14 protein-coding genes are annotated in these 15112 nt (G+C 37.7%); 5 read left to right on the top strand and 9 right to left on the bottom strand.

Going from position 1 to position 15112, the window contains the following annotated elements:
* The first annotated feature begins 122 nt into the window (after window positions 1-122).
* Window positions 123-1031, top strand: coding sequence for an NAD(P)/FAD-dependent oxidoreductase (locus AB3U99_RS22950; RefSeq protein ID WP_400244182.1), 909 nt, complete (start codon window positions 123-125; stop codon window positions 1029-1031).
* A 35-nt stretch (window positions 1032-1066) separates the two neighbouring features.
* Here the strand turns inward: AB3U99_RS22950 and AB3U99_RS22945 are convergent, their stop codons facing one another.
* Entirely contained in the window at window positions 1067-1789 is a 723-nt protein-coding gene (locus tag AB3U99_RS22945; RefSeq protein ID WP_400244180.1) for a class I SAM-dependent methyltransferase, read from the bottom strand.
* Window positions 1790-1943: 154 nt separating this feature from the next.
* On the opposite strand from AB3U99_RS22945, the gene ybaK reads away from it, so the two are divergent.
* Window positions 1944-2420, top strand: coding sequence for a Cys-tRNA(Pro) deacylase (gene ybaK, locus AB3U99_RS22940; protein WP_400244178.1), 477 nt, complete (start codon window positions 1944-1946; stop codon window positions 2418-2420).
* 55 nt (window positions 2421-2475) lie between these two features.
* Here the strand turns inward: ybaK and AB3U99_RS22935 are convergent, their stop codons facing one another.
* Complete coding sequence (locus tag AB3U99_RS22935; RefSeq protein WP_400244177.1) at window positions 2476-3399, bottom strand: EamA family transporter; 924 nt, start codon at window positions 3397-3399, stop codon at window positions 2476-2478.
* A gap of 147 nt (window positions 3400-3546) precedes the next feature.
* On the opposite strand from AB3U99_RS22935, the gene AB3U99_RS22930 reads away from it, so the two are divergent.
* On the top strand, window positions 3547-4446 hold the full coding sequence (locus AB3U99_RS22930; protein ID WP_400244176.1) for an SDR family oxidoreductase: 900 nt from the start codon (window positions 3547-3549) through the stop codon (window positions 4444-4446).
* A 172-nt stretch (window positions 4447-4618) separates the two neighbouring features.
* Here AB3U99_RS22930 and cydC read toward each other — a convergent pair whose 3' ends face one another.
* Genes cydC through AB3U99_RS22910 form a run of 4 tightly spaced genes read right to left on the bottom strand, consistent with a single transcriptional unit; the run spans window position 4619 to window position 10477 of the window.
* Window positions 4619-6352: a thiol reductant ABC exporter subunit CydC gene (gene cydC, locus AB3U99_RS22925; RefSeq protein WP_400244174.1), complete on the bottom strand. Its 1734-nt coding sequence runs from the start codon at window positions 6350-6352 to the stop codon at window positions 4619-4621.
* Between the two features lie 12 nt (window positions 6353-6364).
* Entirely contained in the window at window positions 6365-8065 is a 1701-nt protein-coding gene (cydD, locus tag AB3U99_RS22920) for a thiol reductant ABC exporter subunit CydD (protein ID WP_400244172.1), read from the bottom strand.
* The gene (gene cydB, locus AB3U99_RS22915; RefSeq protein WP_400244170.1) at window positions 8065-9081 is read right to left on the bottom strand and encodes a cytochrome d ubiquinol oxidase subunit II; all 1017 of its coding nucleotides are present in this window, start codon (window positions 9079-9081) and stop codon (window positions 8065-8067) included. Before cydB ends, cydD begins: the two co-directional genes overlap by 1 nt.
* Complete coding sequence (locus AB3U99_RS22910) at window positions 9074-10477, bottom strand: cytochrome ubiquinol oxidase subunit I (RefSeq protein ID WP_400244168.1); 1404 nt, start codon at window positions 10475-10477, stop codon at window positions 9074-9076. Before AB3U99_RS22910 ends, cydB begins: the two co-directional genes overlap by 8 nt.
* Window positions 10478-11113: 636 nt before the next feature.
* Here AB3U99_RS22910 and AB3U99_RS22905 point away from each other — a divergent pair.
* Window positions 11114-11242, top strand: a complete 129-nt coding sequence (locus AB3U99_RS22905) for a hypothetical protein (protein ID WP_400244166.1) — start codon at window positions 11114-11116, stop codon at window positions 11240-11242.
* A gap of 278 nt (window positions 11243-11520) precedes the next feature.
* Window positions 11521-12375 (top strand): Cof-type HAD-IIB family hydrolase, encoded by an 855-nt coding sequence (locus AB3U99_RS22900; RefSeq protein WP_400244164.1) that lies wholly within the window; start codon window positions 11521-11523, stop codon window positions 12373-12375.
* A 93-nt stretch (window positions 12376-12468) separates the two neighbouring features.
* On the opposite strand, the gene AB3U99_RS22895 is transcribed toward AB3U99_RS22900, so the two are convergent.
* From AB3U99_RS22895 to AB3U99_RS22885, 3 genes are all read right to left on the bottom strand, one after another.
* Complete coding sequence (locus AB3U99_RS22895) at window positions 12469-13119, bottom strand: TetR/AcrR family transcriptional regulator (protein ID WP_400244162.1); 651 nt, start codon at window positions 13117-13119, stop codon at window positions 12469-12471.
* Between the two features lie 66 nt (window positions 13120-13185).
* Entirely contained in the window at window positions 13186-14208 is a 1023-nt protein-coding gene (locus AB3U99_RS22890) for an ABC transporter permease (protein ID WP_400244160.1), read from the bottom strand.
* Complete coding sequence (locus AB3U99_RS22885; RefSeq protein WP_400244158.1) at window positions 14198-14932, bottom strand: ABC transporter ATP-binding protein; 735 nt, start codon at window positions 14930-14932, stop codon at window positions 14198-14200. Before AB3U99_RS22885 ends, AB3U99_RS22890 begins: the two co-directional genes overlap by 11 nt.
* Window positions 14933-15112 lie beyond the last annotated feature (180 nt).

Genomic DNA, 15112 nt, shown 5'->3' with positions numbered 1-15112 from the left:
AAACCGTTTATATAGCCTTTTTAATTTTTCATTTCTACCTTATGGATCAGTTAAGGAAGAATAAGAATCAATTCCCCGTAAAAACTAAAGAAATGACTAGAAAGGAAAGAAGGGAAACGAAGATGACCAGAATTCTTGATTGCGTTATTATTGGCGGTGGCATTGCTGGATTACAGGCAGCAATTCAATTAGGGAGATACAAGCATGAAGTGCTTATTATCGATGCAGAAGATGGCCGCTCTACTTTATGTAAAAGCTATCATAACATTTTGGGTTATCCGAATGGAGTGAGCGGTGATGAATTGCGAAGCTTAGGAAGAAAACATGCAGAGGGCCTAGGAGTAAAGTTTCTTAAAAGCACCGTCACGGCTATAAAAAAAGAAGGCAATTACTTTACTGCTCAAACAGAAACAGATATTATCCGTTCTCGAAAAATCTTGATTGCAACAGGCGTAATGGATAATATTCCTCCCTTTCCTGAATTATATCCTTGTCTAGGAGTAAGTGTCTATTTATGCCCAGATTGTGATGGCTATGAAGTAAAGGATAAGAAAACGATTGTAATCGGGAACGGAAATGTCGGCGCAAATATGGCAATTACTTTAATGTATTGGACAAAGGATATACTATACATTAACCATGGTGGAGAAGCTTTAGAGGAGAAATTGGAAAAGCAATTGGCCGCAAAGAATATTCCTGTTTTTACAGCAAAAATAAAACAAGTGATAGCAGAAGATTCCCAAATAAAAGGATATGAATTAGAGGATGGAAAGAAAATCGAAGCGCACTCTAGTTTTATTGCATTTGGAGGGAATAAAGTAAAGTCAGACCTGGCAGTACCTTTAGGAGTCGAAATAATGGAAAACAATCACATTATCGTAAATCCGCGTACGAAAATGACAAATATTGATGGTGTTTGGGCGGCAGGGGATGTAGTTGCCCATTCTGAACAGGTTACAATCGCGATGGGTGAAGGATCCCAAGCAGCTATTTGGATTCATAAAGCCTTGTTAAAAGAGGGGGAGAAATAAAAAGAGGCTCTCTTAATGGGAGAACCTCTTCCTTCTTAAAGGTTAGCTCGATAAACACGATAGCCGATTATATTTCCATACGTATAAAGAATATAGGAGTGGTCCATCAGCTTTCCTTCTAGCTGCATATTTACGGGCACAGACGTATCGATTGCTTCGTCCTCTGGTTCCATTCCTGTCATCATATGGGAAAAAACAGAGTGGCCAAGCTTTACTTCTACTTTTGGGAATCCCGCTTCCTTCATCAAATGGATCCATTCATTTTCTGTATAAACTTTCTCAATTCCATATACTTCACACATATTCTGATGTTCCATTGCATGAAGAGCTCTTTCGGCTGTCATCTCTAGCAAAAGCAGTACACCACCTGGTTTTAGCACTCTTTTGACTTCGGCAAGAGAGTTTTTGCAATTAGTAAAAATAAGCACCGATTCTACTAATATAATGTCGAAGCTGTTGGAAGGAAAGGGCAGTTTTTCTAGGCTTCCTTGAACTAATTGGATGGAAAGCTTTTCTTTTTCAAATCGGTTTTTGGCTCTTTTTACCATAGTCGGATGGTAGTCAATACTTGTCACAGAACAAGGATAGTTCTTTTTTATATAGGCAGATGTTTGGCCGGTTCCACAGCCGCCATCTAGGAGTGTTGTTTCTTTTGTGATTTTTTCCTGCTCTAATAAGAACTTCGTTAGCGTTAATCCACCTGGATGTGCACCACTTACCCCGAAATAGGCAAGGGCATCTTGATAGGTCGGTTTCATCTTTTTCCTCCCAACAAGTCAATTTCTACTTTTCCTTACTATATGAAGAATAAGAAGCTTTGGTTCCGAGATAATTTAACATTCATTTTCACTTTGTTATGATAAGGTTTAAGAAGGGAAGTATTTACACTCGATTGTGAGAGGAAGATTATACATGGCTATTACTAAAACAAATGCAATGCGAATTTTGGACGCCGAAAAGATTCCATACAGTGTTCATACATATGATAATAAGGATGGGAAAATTGATGGCATTTCCGTTGCAGGCAAGATTGGAAAAGAAATAGAAATGGTGTACAAAACACTTGTGGTAAAAGATGGCGGCTCAGGAATCTATGTATTTGTTATCCCTGTTGCAGCAGAGCTTGATTTAAAAAAGGCAGCCAAAGTAGTCAAGGCTAAAAAAATCGAAATGATTGCGGTAAAGGATATTCAAAAAATGACCGGCTATATTCGAGGTGGTTGTTCACCGATTGGCATGAAGAAAAAATATGAAACCATCTTAGATAAAAGCGTGAACAAGCAATCCTCGATTATTGTTAGCGGAGGAAAGATTGGTGTTCAAATCGAAATTGATGTCGAGCTGTTAATCCAGGTTACAGATGCAAAGGTGGAAGAGGTTATTCATTGAAGAAATTATTCGGCTCATGCACTATAAAAAATCTTCGTGCTGAGCCCTTAACTTGCTAAATTGTCTTTTCTGCCAATTTTCTTGTCGTGCTTTTACGCTTAAGAGAAAGCAATAGAATGGTGGTTAAAATAAAGAAAGCGCCAATCCATTCGAATATACTAAATGGAACCTTTAACCATATAACGGCAAGGAATGCTGCGGACAATGGCTCTGCACATGATAACAAACTAGTCTCAGCTGCCTCCAAATGCTTTAAGCTTTCTAAATAACAGAAGAAAGCGATCAAAGTACCAAATAAAATGACAAATACGATTGCTAGGATAGAAGAAAAGGAAAATATCCCATCCCCGGTCTTCCAAGGCGGATAGAAAAACGACATACCAAGACCGCCAAGAACCATTCCCCATGCAACAACCACTGTAGAACCGAACTCCTTCAACAGCTGAGCAGGCTGTAAGGTGTAAAGGGCAAGGAAGAAGGCCGAGCTTAATCCCCAGGCTAAAGCTTCAGGTTTAATGGAAATGGTCGAAAAATTTCCAGCAGATACAAGAAAATAGGTTCCTAGTAAAGCAGTAACGATTCCAATTATATGCTGAAAAGGAGGAATAGCTTTCCTGTTAAGAGCAGTATAAAGAATAATAAGGACAGGTGCTAAGTACTGCAATAACGTTGCTGTTGCTGCATTGCTGCTTTCTATCGCTGCAAAATACGTAAACTGAACTCCAGCCATCCCCAGCAGTCCGAAAATAAGTATATTTACAACGCTTGCTCTTCTTTTCCAAATACTCCATATATCTGGGTTTTTTGATAACCCTAAATAAAGCAGTAATATAGCGCCGCTAGTAAGAAGGCGAATACATACAAGCCAGCCAGTGCTAAATTGTTTTTGAGTAAATAAGAATTGTGCTACAGATCCAGAGACTCCCCATGAAATAGCAGCAGTTAGGACAAGGAATATCCCGATAGACTTTTTTTTCATTTATGTTTCCTCTTTTGTCAGAATAGATTTTGTATCTATTATATAAAAATTAAAGAAGTTTGAATATGCAGAAAAGTGTGTTTCTGGGCACCTTTTTTTCCTCCGCGCATATCTTATCAATGATAATCGCCTAGAGGAGGGAAAGGAATGTATCCAGAATATCCTTATTATGGTCATAAAAAAGAAACAAAGGATGTACCAATTGCATTTCCACCACAGCATCAAGATAGAATGCCAGGGTTTGAATATGTAATGAATCCCCGTCCTATTTCTGAAAATCCCAATTATAAGGGGAGCGGTAAGTTAAAGGGAAAAGTCGCTATCATAACTGGCGGAGATAGTGGAATTGGAAGGGCGGCTGCTTATGCTTTCGTTAAAGAGGGTGCAAAGGTAGTCATTGTATATTTAAACGAACACCGCGATGCAGAGGAGACAGAACAGAGGATTAGAGAGCTAGGCGGAGAATGCTTCCTGCTTCCTGCTGACTTAACGATAGAAGAAAATTCAGCCTTAGTCGTACAAAAAACCTTGCAGCGTTTCGGTAAAATTGATGTCCTTGTCAATAACCATGCCGTTCAATATATACAAAAAAGTATTTTAGATATCTCAAAAGCACAATTAGAGCATACGTTTAAAACCAATGTTTTTTCTTATTTTTACTTAATTAAAGCAGTACTTCCTTATTTAAAAGCAGGAAGCTCTATTATTAATACAGCTTCCATTACTGCATACAATGGATTTAAAGAGCTGATTGACTATTCTGCTACAAAGGGTGCCGTAGTCACATTAACAAGATCATTATCGCTTTCCTTAGTAGAGAAGAAAATAAGAGTAAACGCAATTGCGCCAGGATCCTTCTGGACACCATTAATTACGGGAAGCTTCTCGGAGAAGAAAGTAATGAAGTTCGGTACCGACTCCCCAGCTAAAAGAGCAGGGCAGCCCTTTGAGCTTGCTCCTGCATATGTTTATTTAGCCTCTGATGATTCTATGTATGCAACAGGGGAAGTTATTCATGTAAATGGAGGGCAAATGGTAACGACATAGTAGTAGTGAAGTTTGTGTTAATGTGGAGAATCTATAGGAAAAGGTAGTACTCTCTGTCGATGTCCTTTCGATAAGATAATAAAGTAACAAGGTAATGGATAGCATATCTTTTTATTTTCCAAACATTACCATAAAAAACAATAGGCGATCCTCTAACGAAGATCGCCTCCTATTATGACACATGGAATTCTGGATGGTCTAAAGCATACAGCCTTTGATAGCGGCTACTTGTTTCAAGAAGTTCTTGGTGGATTCCTCTTAGAACAATTTCGCCCTGATCCATAAAAATGATTTCATCCATTTCTTCTACACCTACTAGATGGTGGGTAATCCAAATCATGGTTTTTCCATTCAACGATGAAAAGATTGTTTTAAGTAACGCTTTTTCTGTCTTTGGATCAAGACTCGCATTTGGTTCATCCATAAGGACAATAGGAGTCTTTTGTAGCAAAATTCTTGCTAGTGCTACTCTTTGCCTCTCTCCACCAGAAAAGCGTTGTCCAGTTTCCTCCATAAAAGTATCCAAACCGTTCGGTAAAGATGAAACCAAATCCTCTAATTGAGCCAATTTAATGGCTTTTGCTAGTTCTTCCTCCGTAGCTTCTTCCACGCCAAGTAAAATATTATTTCGCAGCGTCGTAGCAAACAGATGAGGTGTTTGATTGAGTACAGAAATAATGGAAGAGGTATCTGCTTGAAAGGAAGCAGCTGATTCACCATTATATGTTACACTACCTGCTGTTGGCTCGATAACTCCTTGTAGTAACTTTAGTAAGGTGGACTTACCAGCACCACTACGTCCAATTAGGGCAATTTTTTTCCCCTGTGGAATGTCCAAGCTTACATTCGATAGAGATAATGCTTGCTCTCGATCATAGCGGCAAGAGATTTGATTAACCTGAATATCCACCTTATCGGTTTGGATTGCCGGACGATTATTTGCATTTTTCTGCACTGGTACTTCTAGTTTTCTAAGTCTGGCTAGAGAATCTTGATAAGCAGGCAGCTTTTCAAATGCGTCAGAAACGACTAAAAAAGCATCAAGAATTGGTAAAGCAACAAGAATGATAGCAGCAATTAAGGTAACGGGTATATTTCCTTCTAAATATTGCTGGCTAGACCAGAATACGAGAGAAAGGATAATAAGAGCAGCAACTGCTTGGGAAGCAAAGTTGCGCCAACGAGTAAATTGAACAAGCTGATGATTAATCCGTGAAACAATCGCTTCCTCTTTTTCGTACTCCTCTATAAAGCCTTTGGAACGACCGCTAATCACCCAGTCGCTCATTCCTAATATGCTATCTGTTAGTTTTTGATAGAGTCCATTTCTTCTTTGTTTAAATGCTCTCTGTTTTTTGCGCATAAGCACCAAAGAGAAAACAGGGAAAATGAATAATAACAATCCTAAATATAGTGCCATAAGGAAAGCGAAAGGAACATCCAAAATGCCAATTGCACAGACAACGATGATATATAATACCATTGTTGCAAAAGTCGGGAAAATAGTCCGCAAATAAATATTTTGTAGTTTCTCAATATCATCAGAAAGAATACCTAGCATATCGCCGACTTTAAATCTGCTTTTTAAAAATAAAGCCTGTGGTTCTAAAATTCGGTAGAGCTTTATGCGCATCTTTGATAAAATGCGCAGGACGGTATGATGACCAGCCAACTTTTCCAAATAGCTAAACACAGCCCGGCTAATACCAAACGTTCTTACACCAACAATCGGCACATAAACCATTAGAATATTTTCAACAGGAATGGCTGATTTAGAAATAAGATAGCCAGAGGTAAAGGTAAGCATCGCAGCTGTAAGTAAAGCAAGGATGCTCAAAAAAAGAATTAAGATAATACGGCTTTTATTTGCTTTTAGAAATGGGAAAATCCATTTATTTTCATTCAATTGAGCTCCTCCTTACTGCTGTAATAGCTTATAATAATAACCTTTGGCTGCTATTAATTCTTCATGTGTGCCTGTTTCTACAATTGAGCCCTCATCCATAACGAAGATATAGTCCATGTCCTTCATCCAATGAAGCCGATGTGTTGCAAGGAATACTAGCTTCTCTTTAAATAGTGGCAGCATCGTTTCCTTTAATTCAAATTCGGTTTCAATATCTAAATGGGAAGTAGGTTCATCTAAGAGCATGATTTTTCGATTCGTTAAAAAGGCTCTCGCTAAAGCGATTCTTTGTTCTTGCCCACCACTTAAATTCCTTCCTCCATCACCTAGTACCTCATCTAGACCATTAGGGAAGGTAGTGAAAATGTCATATAAACCAGTTGCTTTTAATGCTTGGATAATTTCTTCATCCGTAGCTTCTGGTTGATAAAAAGCGATATTCTCTCGTAAGGTCATGCTAAAGATATAAGGAGATTGTGGGATATACGTAGTAAGCTGTCTCCATTCATCTGCCATTAGACTAGAAATTGCATCACCATTTAAAGAAATGGTCCCTTCACAATGCTTTGAAAAACCACTTAGCAGGTCAATAAGAGTAGACTTACCTGCTCCACTTTCACCGACAATGCCAATTTTTTTATAACCATCAATCATAAAAGAAAGATTTCTTAAGGTTACTGCTTCCTCTGGACGATGTTGAAATGCAACATCATGAAATGTAAGGGAGGGTTTGTCGCCTAGAGAAATAGATTGCCCAGTTCTCTGTTCATGGTTTGGAAGTTGAATAATCTGTTGGATCGCTTCTCCAGCTTCCTTTCCATCTAATGTTGCGTGATAATCTGCTCCAACCATTCTCACTGGTAGAAAGAATTCTGGTGCCAAAATAAGAATCATTAAAGCAGGTAATAACACTAAATCGCCATTTATTAAGCGTAAACCTAAATTTACAGCGACAACTGCAACGGAAAGTGAGGTAAAGAAGTCTAAGGAAAAGGAGGATAAAAACGCTAATCGCAATGTTTTCATCGTTGCTCCTCGATATTGTTCACTAACCTTTTCGATATTTCCGCTATGCTGTCTGCTTCTTCCTAAAAATTTAAGTGTTTCTAATCCTCTTAAAGAGTCTAAGAAATGATTAGATAATATTTTGTATGTTGCTAGCTGGCGATTCATTTGGCCGCTGGCTGCCATGCCAACGAGTATTAAAAAAATGATTAAAATCGGCATTGTAACTGTTAAAATTACACCTGAGAGCCAATCATTCCAATATACATATAGTATAATCATGCCAGGGATAACCCCTGTAGCAAGCATTCTTGGTAAGAAAAGCTCCAAGTAAGTTCTATATTGGGCTACTCCTTCAAGGACAAGTGTGGCAATGTTCCCGCTGCCTTGTTTTTTTGTGTATTTAGGACCAAGTTCAAAGAGTTTTTGCATCAAATGAAAACGAAGCTCCTTGCTTGTTTTTTCAGCAAACGTGGTCGCGATATTTTGCTGAATGGTGTGCAAGAAGTGTCGTCCTAAAAAAGCTAATAAGAACAATATGATTTTTACATACTGCTCTTGAAAGGTGTTTCCGTTATATAAAGAGGCTATTATTTCTGCAAGCCATTTGGCCTGCAGAATAATAGCAGCTCCTTCTACAATTGTTAATATTCCAATAAGGGTGAGTATCGGCTTAATTCCATTAAGTTTTACTAGATTTTTGTCCATTAGTATTCTAAATGGGACTTTTCAGTAATACGTTTCCGGAAAACAATATAGCTCCAAATCTGATAACCTAAAACGAATGGCAGTAGAGTTAAAGCTACAATTGTCATTACTTTTAAGGAGTAGTGGCCGGAAGCTGCGTTGTGAATCGTTAAGCTAAAAGCATCATTTATAGAACTAACCATTACTCTAGGGAATAAGCCGATGAAAATAGAGGCAAAGGATAAGGTGATAACCGCACCAGTCATTCCGAAAGCCCATCCATCCATTTTTCTGGAAATAAAGAATCCGCCAACTACAAAGGCAATAACCCCTAATGAGAAGATAAAGGAAAGGGTTAAGCCACGTTCTTGGAAAATATCTGTTTTGATATACGTTAAGGCAGAAAACAGTGTTAATAATATACCTAGTAAAGGTAAAAGTTTTTGAGCTAAGTTACGTGCTCTTTCTTGCAAATCACCGACAGTTCGTAATGTGGTGAATACTAATCCATGTACAAGGCATAGGACGAGCACAGTAAGACCGCCTGTTAACGTATAGTAGTTTACAACATCAAAGAATCCTGCGTTTAATTCCATATTTTGATCAATTGGCAAACCTTGCATGAAGCAAGCAAATACCACTCCGAATAATAGTGGAGGAAGGAAGCTGCCTAAGAAAATACAAGCATCCCATGCTTTTTTCCATGTTGGGTGGCTATCTTTTGCACGGAATTCAAAGCCCGTTGCCCGAACGATAAGTGCTAATAAAACAACTACAAGTGGTGTATAAAATCCGCTGAACATCGTAGCGTACCAATGAGGAAATGCTGCAAACATAGCGCCGCCTGCAGTAATTAACCATACCTCATTAGCGTCCCAATAAGGACCAATCGAATTAATGAGAATCCGTTTTTCTATATCATTTTTGGCTAAAAGCTTTGTTGACATCCCGACACCAAAATCAAAACCCTCTAAGAAGAAGAACCCGATAAATAAAACTGCGACTAAAATAAACCATAGAACATTTAACTCAAGCATGGAAACCCTCCTTCGCAAACGGGTCATTCGTTACTTTTGTATCTTCTTTTTCCATCATATATGGCCCTTTTTTAATAACTTTTACATATAGATAAACCATGATTGCACCTAATACTGCATAGATAGTACAGAATGCAATAATGGAGAATAAGACTTGCCCTGCTGAAACACTTGGAGAAATACTATCTGCTGTTGTCATTAATCCGAAAACGGTCCATGGCTGTCTCCCAATCTCCGTCATAATCCATCCAGAAGTATTGGCAATGAAAGGAAGAGATATTCCTGCTACCATTAAGCGATAGAACCATTTATTTGGCTTAGCGACTAATTTCTTTTTCCATGCTAAATATACGCCATATATGCCGAGGAGAATCATGGATACTCCTGCTGCAACCATTATTCTAAAGCTCCAGAAAGTAGTTTTGACAGGAGGAATATAATCACCTTCCCCATATTTTTGCACATACTCTGCTTGAAGCTCGTTCATCCCTTTTACGCTTCCATCCAATGTGTTATAAGAAAGAATGCTTAATAGATAAGGGATTTTTAATTCGGCGCTATTTTGTTTGTTTTCTACATCGATATTGGCAAAAACAGTCCATGGTGCTGGATCTTCACTTCTATCCCATAGTCCTTCACTTGCTGCCATCTTCATTGGTTGCGTTTCTACTAAAAATTGTGCTTGGGCATGCCCTGCAACAAGTGTTAAGAAAGTTGAAGTTAAGGCAACTGTAATACCGATTTGAAAGGATTTTTTAAAAAAATCCACATCTTTTTTTCCTAATAATTTAATAGCACTAATTCCACAAACTAAAAATGCTCCTGTAGCTAGTGCAGCAAATACTGTATGAGGGAATTCCACAAGAACCTGACCGTTTGTAATAAGAGCGAAGAAATCATTCATTTCTGCTCGACCATTATTAATTTCAAAACCGACTGGACGTTGCATAAAACTATTCGCTACTAAAATCCAGAAGGCAGAAACAGTTGTTCCAAATGCAGTTAACCAAATACAGGCCAAATGAACTTTTTTCGATAAACGATCCCAACCGAATATCCATAATCCGATAAAGGTACTTTCCATAAAGAAGGCAAGCAATGCTTCAATGGCAAGCGGTGCACCAAATACGTCCCCTACAAAGCGTGAATAATTGGACCAGTTCATTCCAAACTGGAATTCTTGTAGAATCCCTGTAACAATACCAATAACAAAGTTGATTAAAAATAGTTTGCCCCAAAACTTAGCCATTTTCTTGTATTCTTCATTTCCGGTCTTCACATAAAAAGATTCCATGATTGCGATAATAAATACTAAACCGATAGAAATAGGAACGAATAGAAAGTGGAAAATGGTCGTCGAAGCAAATTGCAAACGCGATAGAAAAAGCATATCCATGGATTTCTCCTCCTTTTTTTGTTTTTCTGAATAGAATTGTGAATCTTATTGTTCGCAAAAGCGATAAAAATCATTGCGTAAGATGAATATGAACAAGCTTGATGCTATATAGGAAGCTTTAATAACTGCTGGAAATGTCATTTTCTTGGTGCTCTTCCTATGTAATTAGATGTTGAAAAACGTCGATAAACATTGTTATAAAAGGTTTTAAACAGATTTGCTTTTCCGATCGTCCCCTTTAGGTGAATGATAGATATATCATAATGAAATTTTGATTGTTTGCGGTAAACTTCACTCATTGTTTGAAAAATGTTCACATATTCGTTCACAGAAATGACAAAATAGGGGATGGGTATAGTAGGAATGGTAATGAGGAAAGTGCGGAAGCTGCAAGTAAAGGGTAGGAAGTCGCAAGTAAAAGTGCGGAAGCTGCAAGTAAAGGGTAGGAGTTGCAAGTAAGGGGGAGGAAGCTGCAAGTAAAAGTGCGGAAGCTGGAAGTAAAGGGTAGGAGTTGCAAGTAAGGGGTAGGAAGTCTCAAGTAAAAGTGGGGAAGCTGCAAGCAAAGGGTAGGAGTTGCAAGTAAGGGGTAGGAAGTCGCAAGTAAAGGTGCGGAAGCTGCAAGTAAGGGGGAGGAAGTTGCAAGTAAAGGGTAGGAAGTCGCAAGCAAAAGTGGGGAAGCTGCAAGCAAAGGGTAGGAAGTCGCAAGTAACAAGTAAAAGTGCGGAAGCTGCAAGTAAGGGGGAGGAAGCTGCAAGCAAAGGGTAGGAGTTGCAAGTAAGGGGTAGGAAGTCGCAAGTAAAGGTGCGGAAGTTGCAAGTAAAGGGTAGGAAGTTGCAAGTAAAAGTGAGAAAGTCGCAAATAAAGTTGTTTGAGCTCCTAAAACCTGCCTCATACACAACTAGCTGGCGCAAAATAATTTACAAAAAGACAAGCATCTCTTAAAGTTCTCTTCCTTTTGCTGCTTGTTCTTTCATGTTATGATGATACAGGAGTAAGAAAATTCGAAAATAATCAAGATGAATAAAAGATTTGAGGGTGTTTAGATGATTAGATGCATAGCGATTGATATGGATGGTACGTTATTAACATCCACGCAAGAAATTACAGAAGAAAATCGGGAAGCTATTAAATATGCGCAAGGCAAGGGCGTAGAAGTAGTGATTGCTACTGGCCGTGCATATGAAGAAGCAGGAGATCTTTTAAAGGATGCAGGAATTATCACACCGATGATTTGTGCAAATGGGGCAGAAATAAGAACGAATGAGCATATCATCGTAGATACGAACCCATTAAGTAAAGGCCTGGCGAGACAGATTGCTGAAATTTTACATAAACATCAAGTATATTATGAGGTATACACGAATAGAGGGACGTATACGGTAGATAAAACAGTTGCTAAATCCCTTATTATGGATATTTTCACTGTGAGTGGTCATGTTAAGGATATGGAAGAGATTAAAAAAGCGGCAGAGGAACGATTAGCGGTTATTCACCAATTAGATAGCTATGAAGAATTATTTGAAGATGATGACCAGATTGTTTATAAATTATTAGCATTCCATTTTGATCCAATCGTTTTAGGTAATGTTAGAGAAGAGTTGACTAAGCTAGAAGGTGTGGCAATAAGTGCTTCAGGGAAGGAGAACTTAGAAATTACTTCTGTTCATGCACAAAAAGGGGTTGCTCTAGAGAAATTTGTGAATGCCCGCGATATTTCTCTTTCTGATACGATGGCAATTGGGGATAATTATAATGATGTTTCCATGTTTCAAAAGGCAGGCAGAGCGGTAGCAATGGGAAATGCAGTGGAAGATATTCAACGCCAATGTCATTTTGTGACAGGAACAAACGAAGAAAGTGGCGTCGCTCAAGCGATTAGAAAAGCATTAGAGGAATAAGCGGCAACAGCTTCTTTTTGCTGATAGTCAAAAAAACGGTGGATGAACTTGGTATAAATGAGTTCATCCACCGTTTTTTTTTATAAAAATTGCCTATTCACGAGGTTTTAATCCATAAAGAATAAACTGTATGGTCCGTTCGATTTCCTCTTCATCATCCCACTTTATATCGGGAAGCAGGATATGACGAGCGATAAAGTAACCGAAAATCGAAGTAACTGTTAGACGTACCGAACTGGAAGAAGGAATGGAAATAATTTCCCCTTTTTCTTTGTAGGATTCCATGATTTCTTGAAAACGTCCAAAGATTTTCACCGCAATCTGATTTTTAAACGTTTCACGGAGATCATCATGAAAGGGGATTTCCTGTATCAAAATTTTAAATAATGTATTATTTTTTTGCAGGAATTCCATTCTGTTTTTTACAATTGCGCGTAGAAAATCTTCAAAGTTATGATGAGAAACATTTAATACTTTGTCAAAATCCTTAATCACTCTTGGTGCAATTAGTGTGCTTAATAGTGGAGAGAGAAGGGTGAGCAGTAAATCTTTTTTCGTTTTGTAGTGACGGAAGATTGTCCCTTCTGCCACACCTGCCATTTTTGCAATTTCACTAGTAGAGGTTGCTGCATATCCTTTCTCAGAAAACGCATCAATGGCAGCTATCAATATTTTTTTCTGTTTATCTGTTATCGATTGTTCTTCTTTTAAAATAATCTCTAATATATTTTCGCTATTGTTCATAGGAAACTCCTTTATCCATACAATCTACTCTAATTATATAGGATTGCGAAGAAAAAATGTAATAACCTAGATACTGCGATATTTTTTTAATGCAAAGATATTTATAATCATCAAGACAATGGAATAGCCAAGCAATATACTGAGAGATCCTACTATTTCCATAAACCCGTTGCCGCGAATCATTACTTCCCGCAGGGCATCTGCTGCATAATATAGAGGAGTTAAGTAAGAAATCCAACTAATTGCAGAAGATATCGTATCTAAGTTGAATAATCCAGAAAAGAATACTTGTGGTACAACGACAATCGGAATAAATTGAATCATTTGTAATTCATTATTGGCAAAGGACGATAGGAGAATTCCTAATGTAAGTGCTACTAATGCCAATAGTAACGTAATTAATAACACATATAAAATGGAACCAGCGTTTGACATATGAAGTACATAAACCGAATAAAGGACGATGATTCCTGATTGCACCATTGTGAATAAACCAAAGCCAATGATATAGGAGAGAACAAGCTCCCATCTTCTAATAGGGCTCGAAAGCAATCGCTCTAACGTTCCCGTTGTTCTTTCTCTTAAAAAGGATACACCGGCTACTAGAAAAACAAAGAAGAATGCAAAAAATCCAAGTAAAATAGGACCGAATGCATCAAATTGTTTCATATCAATAGAGCCGTAAAGTGCGTCTACATCAATTGCTGCTTCATTAGGAGATAGACTTTGCATGGCTTCCTGTATCTTTGCTATTGTTGCTTTGCTAATGGAGGGATCGCTTCCTTCTACCATTAATTTGGTCTTTCCATTTTCTACAGCGAAATAAGCATCGATGTCCCCAGCCTTTAACGAGGCTATTGCTGTTGCTTCAGATTTAAAGATAGAGGTACGTAAATCTTCTTTTTCAAAAGCTGCACCAATGGGCTCAGGCACATTAATTAACCCTATTTTTGTTTCATAGTCATCCCCATTAAAAACTAGATTTACTAAAGTTAATATGAGAATAGGAGCTAAAATCATCAATGCAAGGGTTCGTTTGTCACGGTAGAATTGTCTCATAATGCGTAATACTAAGGCATTAATTCTCATTTGCTAAACCTCCATAATATAAGAATGCTTCTTCCATTGTCTGTGCATTACAGTTACTCATCAAGTTGCTTGGAGTATCGATAGCAATAAGTTGACCATTTCTTATCATCCCTAGCCGATCGCATTTTTCTGCTTCATCCATGACATGTGTAGTTACAATGATCGATGTCCCGTTTTCTTTAAGCTTGTTAAAGGTTTGCCAAATAGCTTTTCGAAGAATCGGATCAATCCCAACTGTAGGCTCATCTAAAATGAGTAGTTTTGGATTGTTTAACAGCGCAATACAAATAGATAATCTCCTTTTCATTCCCCCTGAATACTGGGATACAGGCTTGGAAAGATGTTCAGACAACTCTACTAAAGTGGCAGTACTTTCGATTCTATTTTTCTTCTCTATTCCTTTTAATCCATATAATCTAGCAAAGAAATCAAGATTTTCTCTAGCGGTTAAATCTTGGTATAAAGCGTCCGCTTGTGCCATATATCCGATTTTTTCCATTATGTTCAGATTTGGCATTTTTTCATCCAATACATGAATAGAACCATTATTAGGTAAATCTAAACCAATAATCTCTTTTACAAGTGTTGTTTTTCCAGCTCCGGAAGGACCGAGCAATCCTAAAATTTCGCCAGGATAAACTTGTAAATCGATAGCATCTAAAATTCGTTTTTTTCCAAATGATTTGGAAAGATTTTTAACAGAAACAATGGATGGTACAATCATGAAAAGACCACCTTTCTAAGTTTGTGAGTGATTACTCACTTCGTATATTACGATAGAAAAAACAGTTTGTAAAGTGAGTAATCACTCATTTTTAATAAATGTCTGCTTACATTCCATCGAACTTTTGAAATCAATTATTCAATTCCATATGTATTCGCTATAATAGAAATAATTAAATTA

Source organism: Niallia tiangongensis, from assembly GCF_044704065.1.
GTDB lineage: Bacteria > Bacillota > Bacilli > Bacillales > Cytobacillaceae > Niallia > Niallia tiangongensis.
Note: the sequence above shows the minus strand (reverse complement) of the source record. Positions and strands in the feature narration are given on the sequence as shown.

Coding starts and splice junctions, on each gene's coding strand:
- AB3U99_RS22950 (WP_400244182.1), top strand. CDS start 123: ATGACCAGAATTCTTGATTGCGTTATTATTGGCGGTGGCATTGCTGGA.
- AB3U99_RS22945 (WP_400244180.1), bottom strand. CDS start 1,789: ATGAAACCGACCTATCAAGATGCCCTTGCCTATTTCGGGGTAAGTGGT.
- ybaK (WP_400244178.1), top strand. CDS start 1,944: ATGGCTATTACTAAAACAAATGCAATGCGAATTTTGGACGCCGAAAAG.
- AB3U99_RS22935 (WP_400244177.1), bottom strand. CDS start 3,399: ATGAAAAAAAAGTCTATCGGGATATTCCTTGTCCTAACTGCTGCTATT.
- AB3U99_RS22930 (WP_400244176.1), top strand. CDS start 3,547: ATGTATCCAGAATATCCTTATTATGGTCATAAAAAAGAAACAAAGGAT.
- cydD (WP_400244172.1), bottom strand. CDS start 8,065: ATGGACAAAAATCTAGTAAAACTTAATGGAATTAAGCCGATACTCACC.
- cydB (WP_400244170.1), bottom strand. CDS start 9,081: ATGCTTGAGTTAAATGTTCTATGGTTTATTTTAGTCGCAGTTTTATTT.
- AB3U99_RS22910 (WP_400244168.1), bottom strand. CDS start 10,477: ATGGATATGCTTTTTCTATCGCGTTTGCAATTTGCTTCGACGACCATT.
- AB3U99_RS22900 (WP_400244164.1), top strand. CDS start 11,521: ATGATTAGATGCATAGCGATTGATATGGATGGTACGTTATTAACATCC.
- AB3U99_RS22895 (WP_400244162.1), bottom strand. CDS start 13,119: ATGAACAATAGCGAAAATATATTAGAGATTATTTTAAAAGAAGAACAA.
- AB3U99_RS22890 (WP_400244160.1), bottom strand. CDS start 14,208: ATGAGAATTAATGCCTTAGTATTACGCATTATGAGACAATTCTACCGT.
- AB3U99_RS22885 (WP_400244158.1), bottom strand. CDS start 14,932: ATGATTGTACCATCCATTGTTTCTGTTAAAAATCTTTCCAAATCATTT.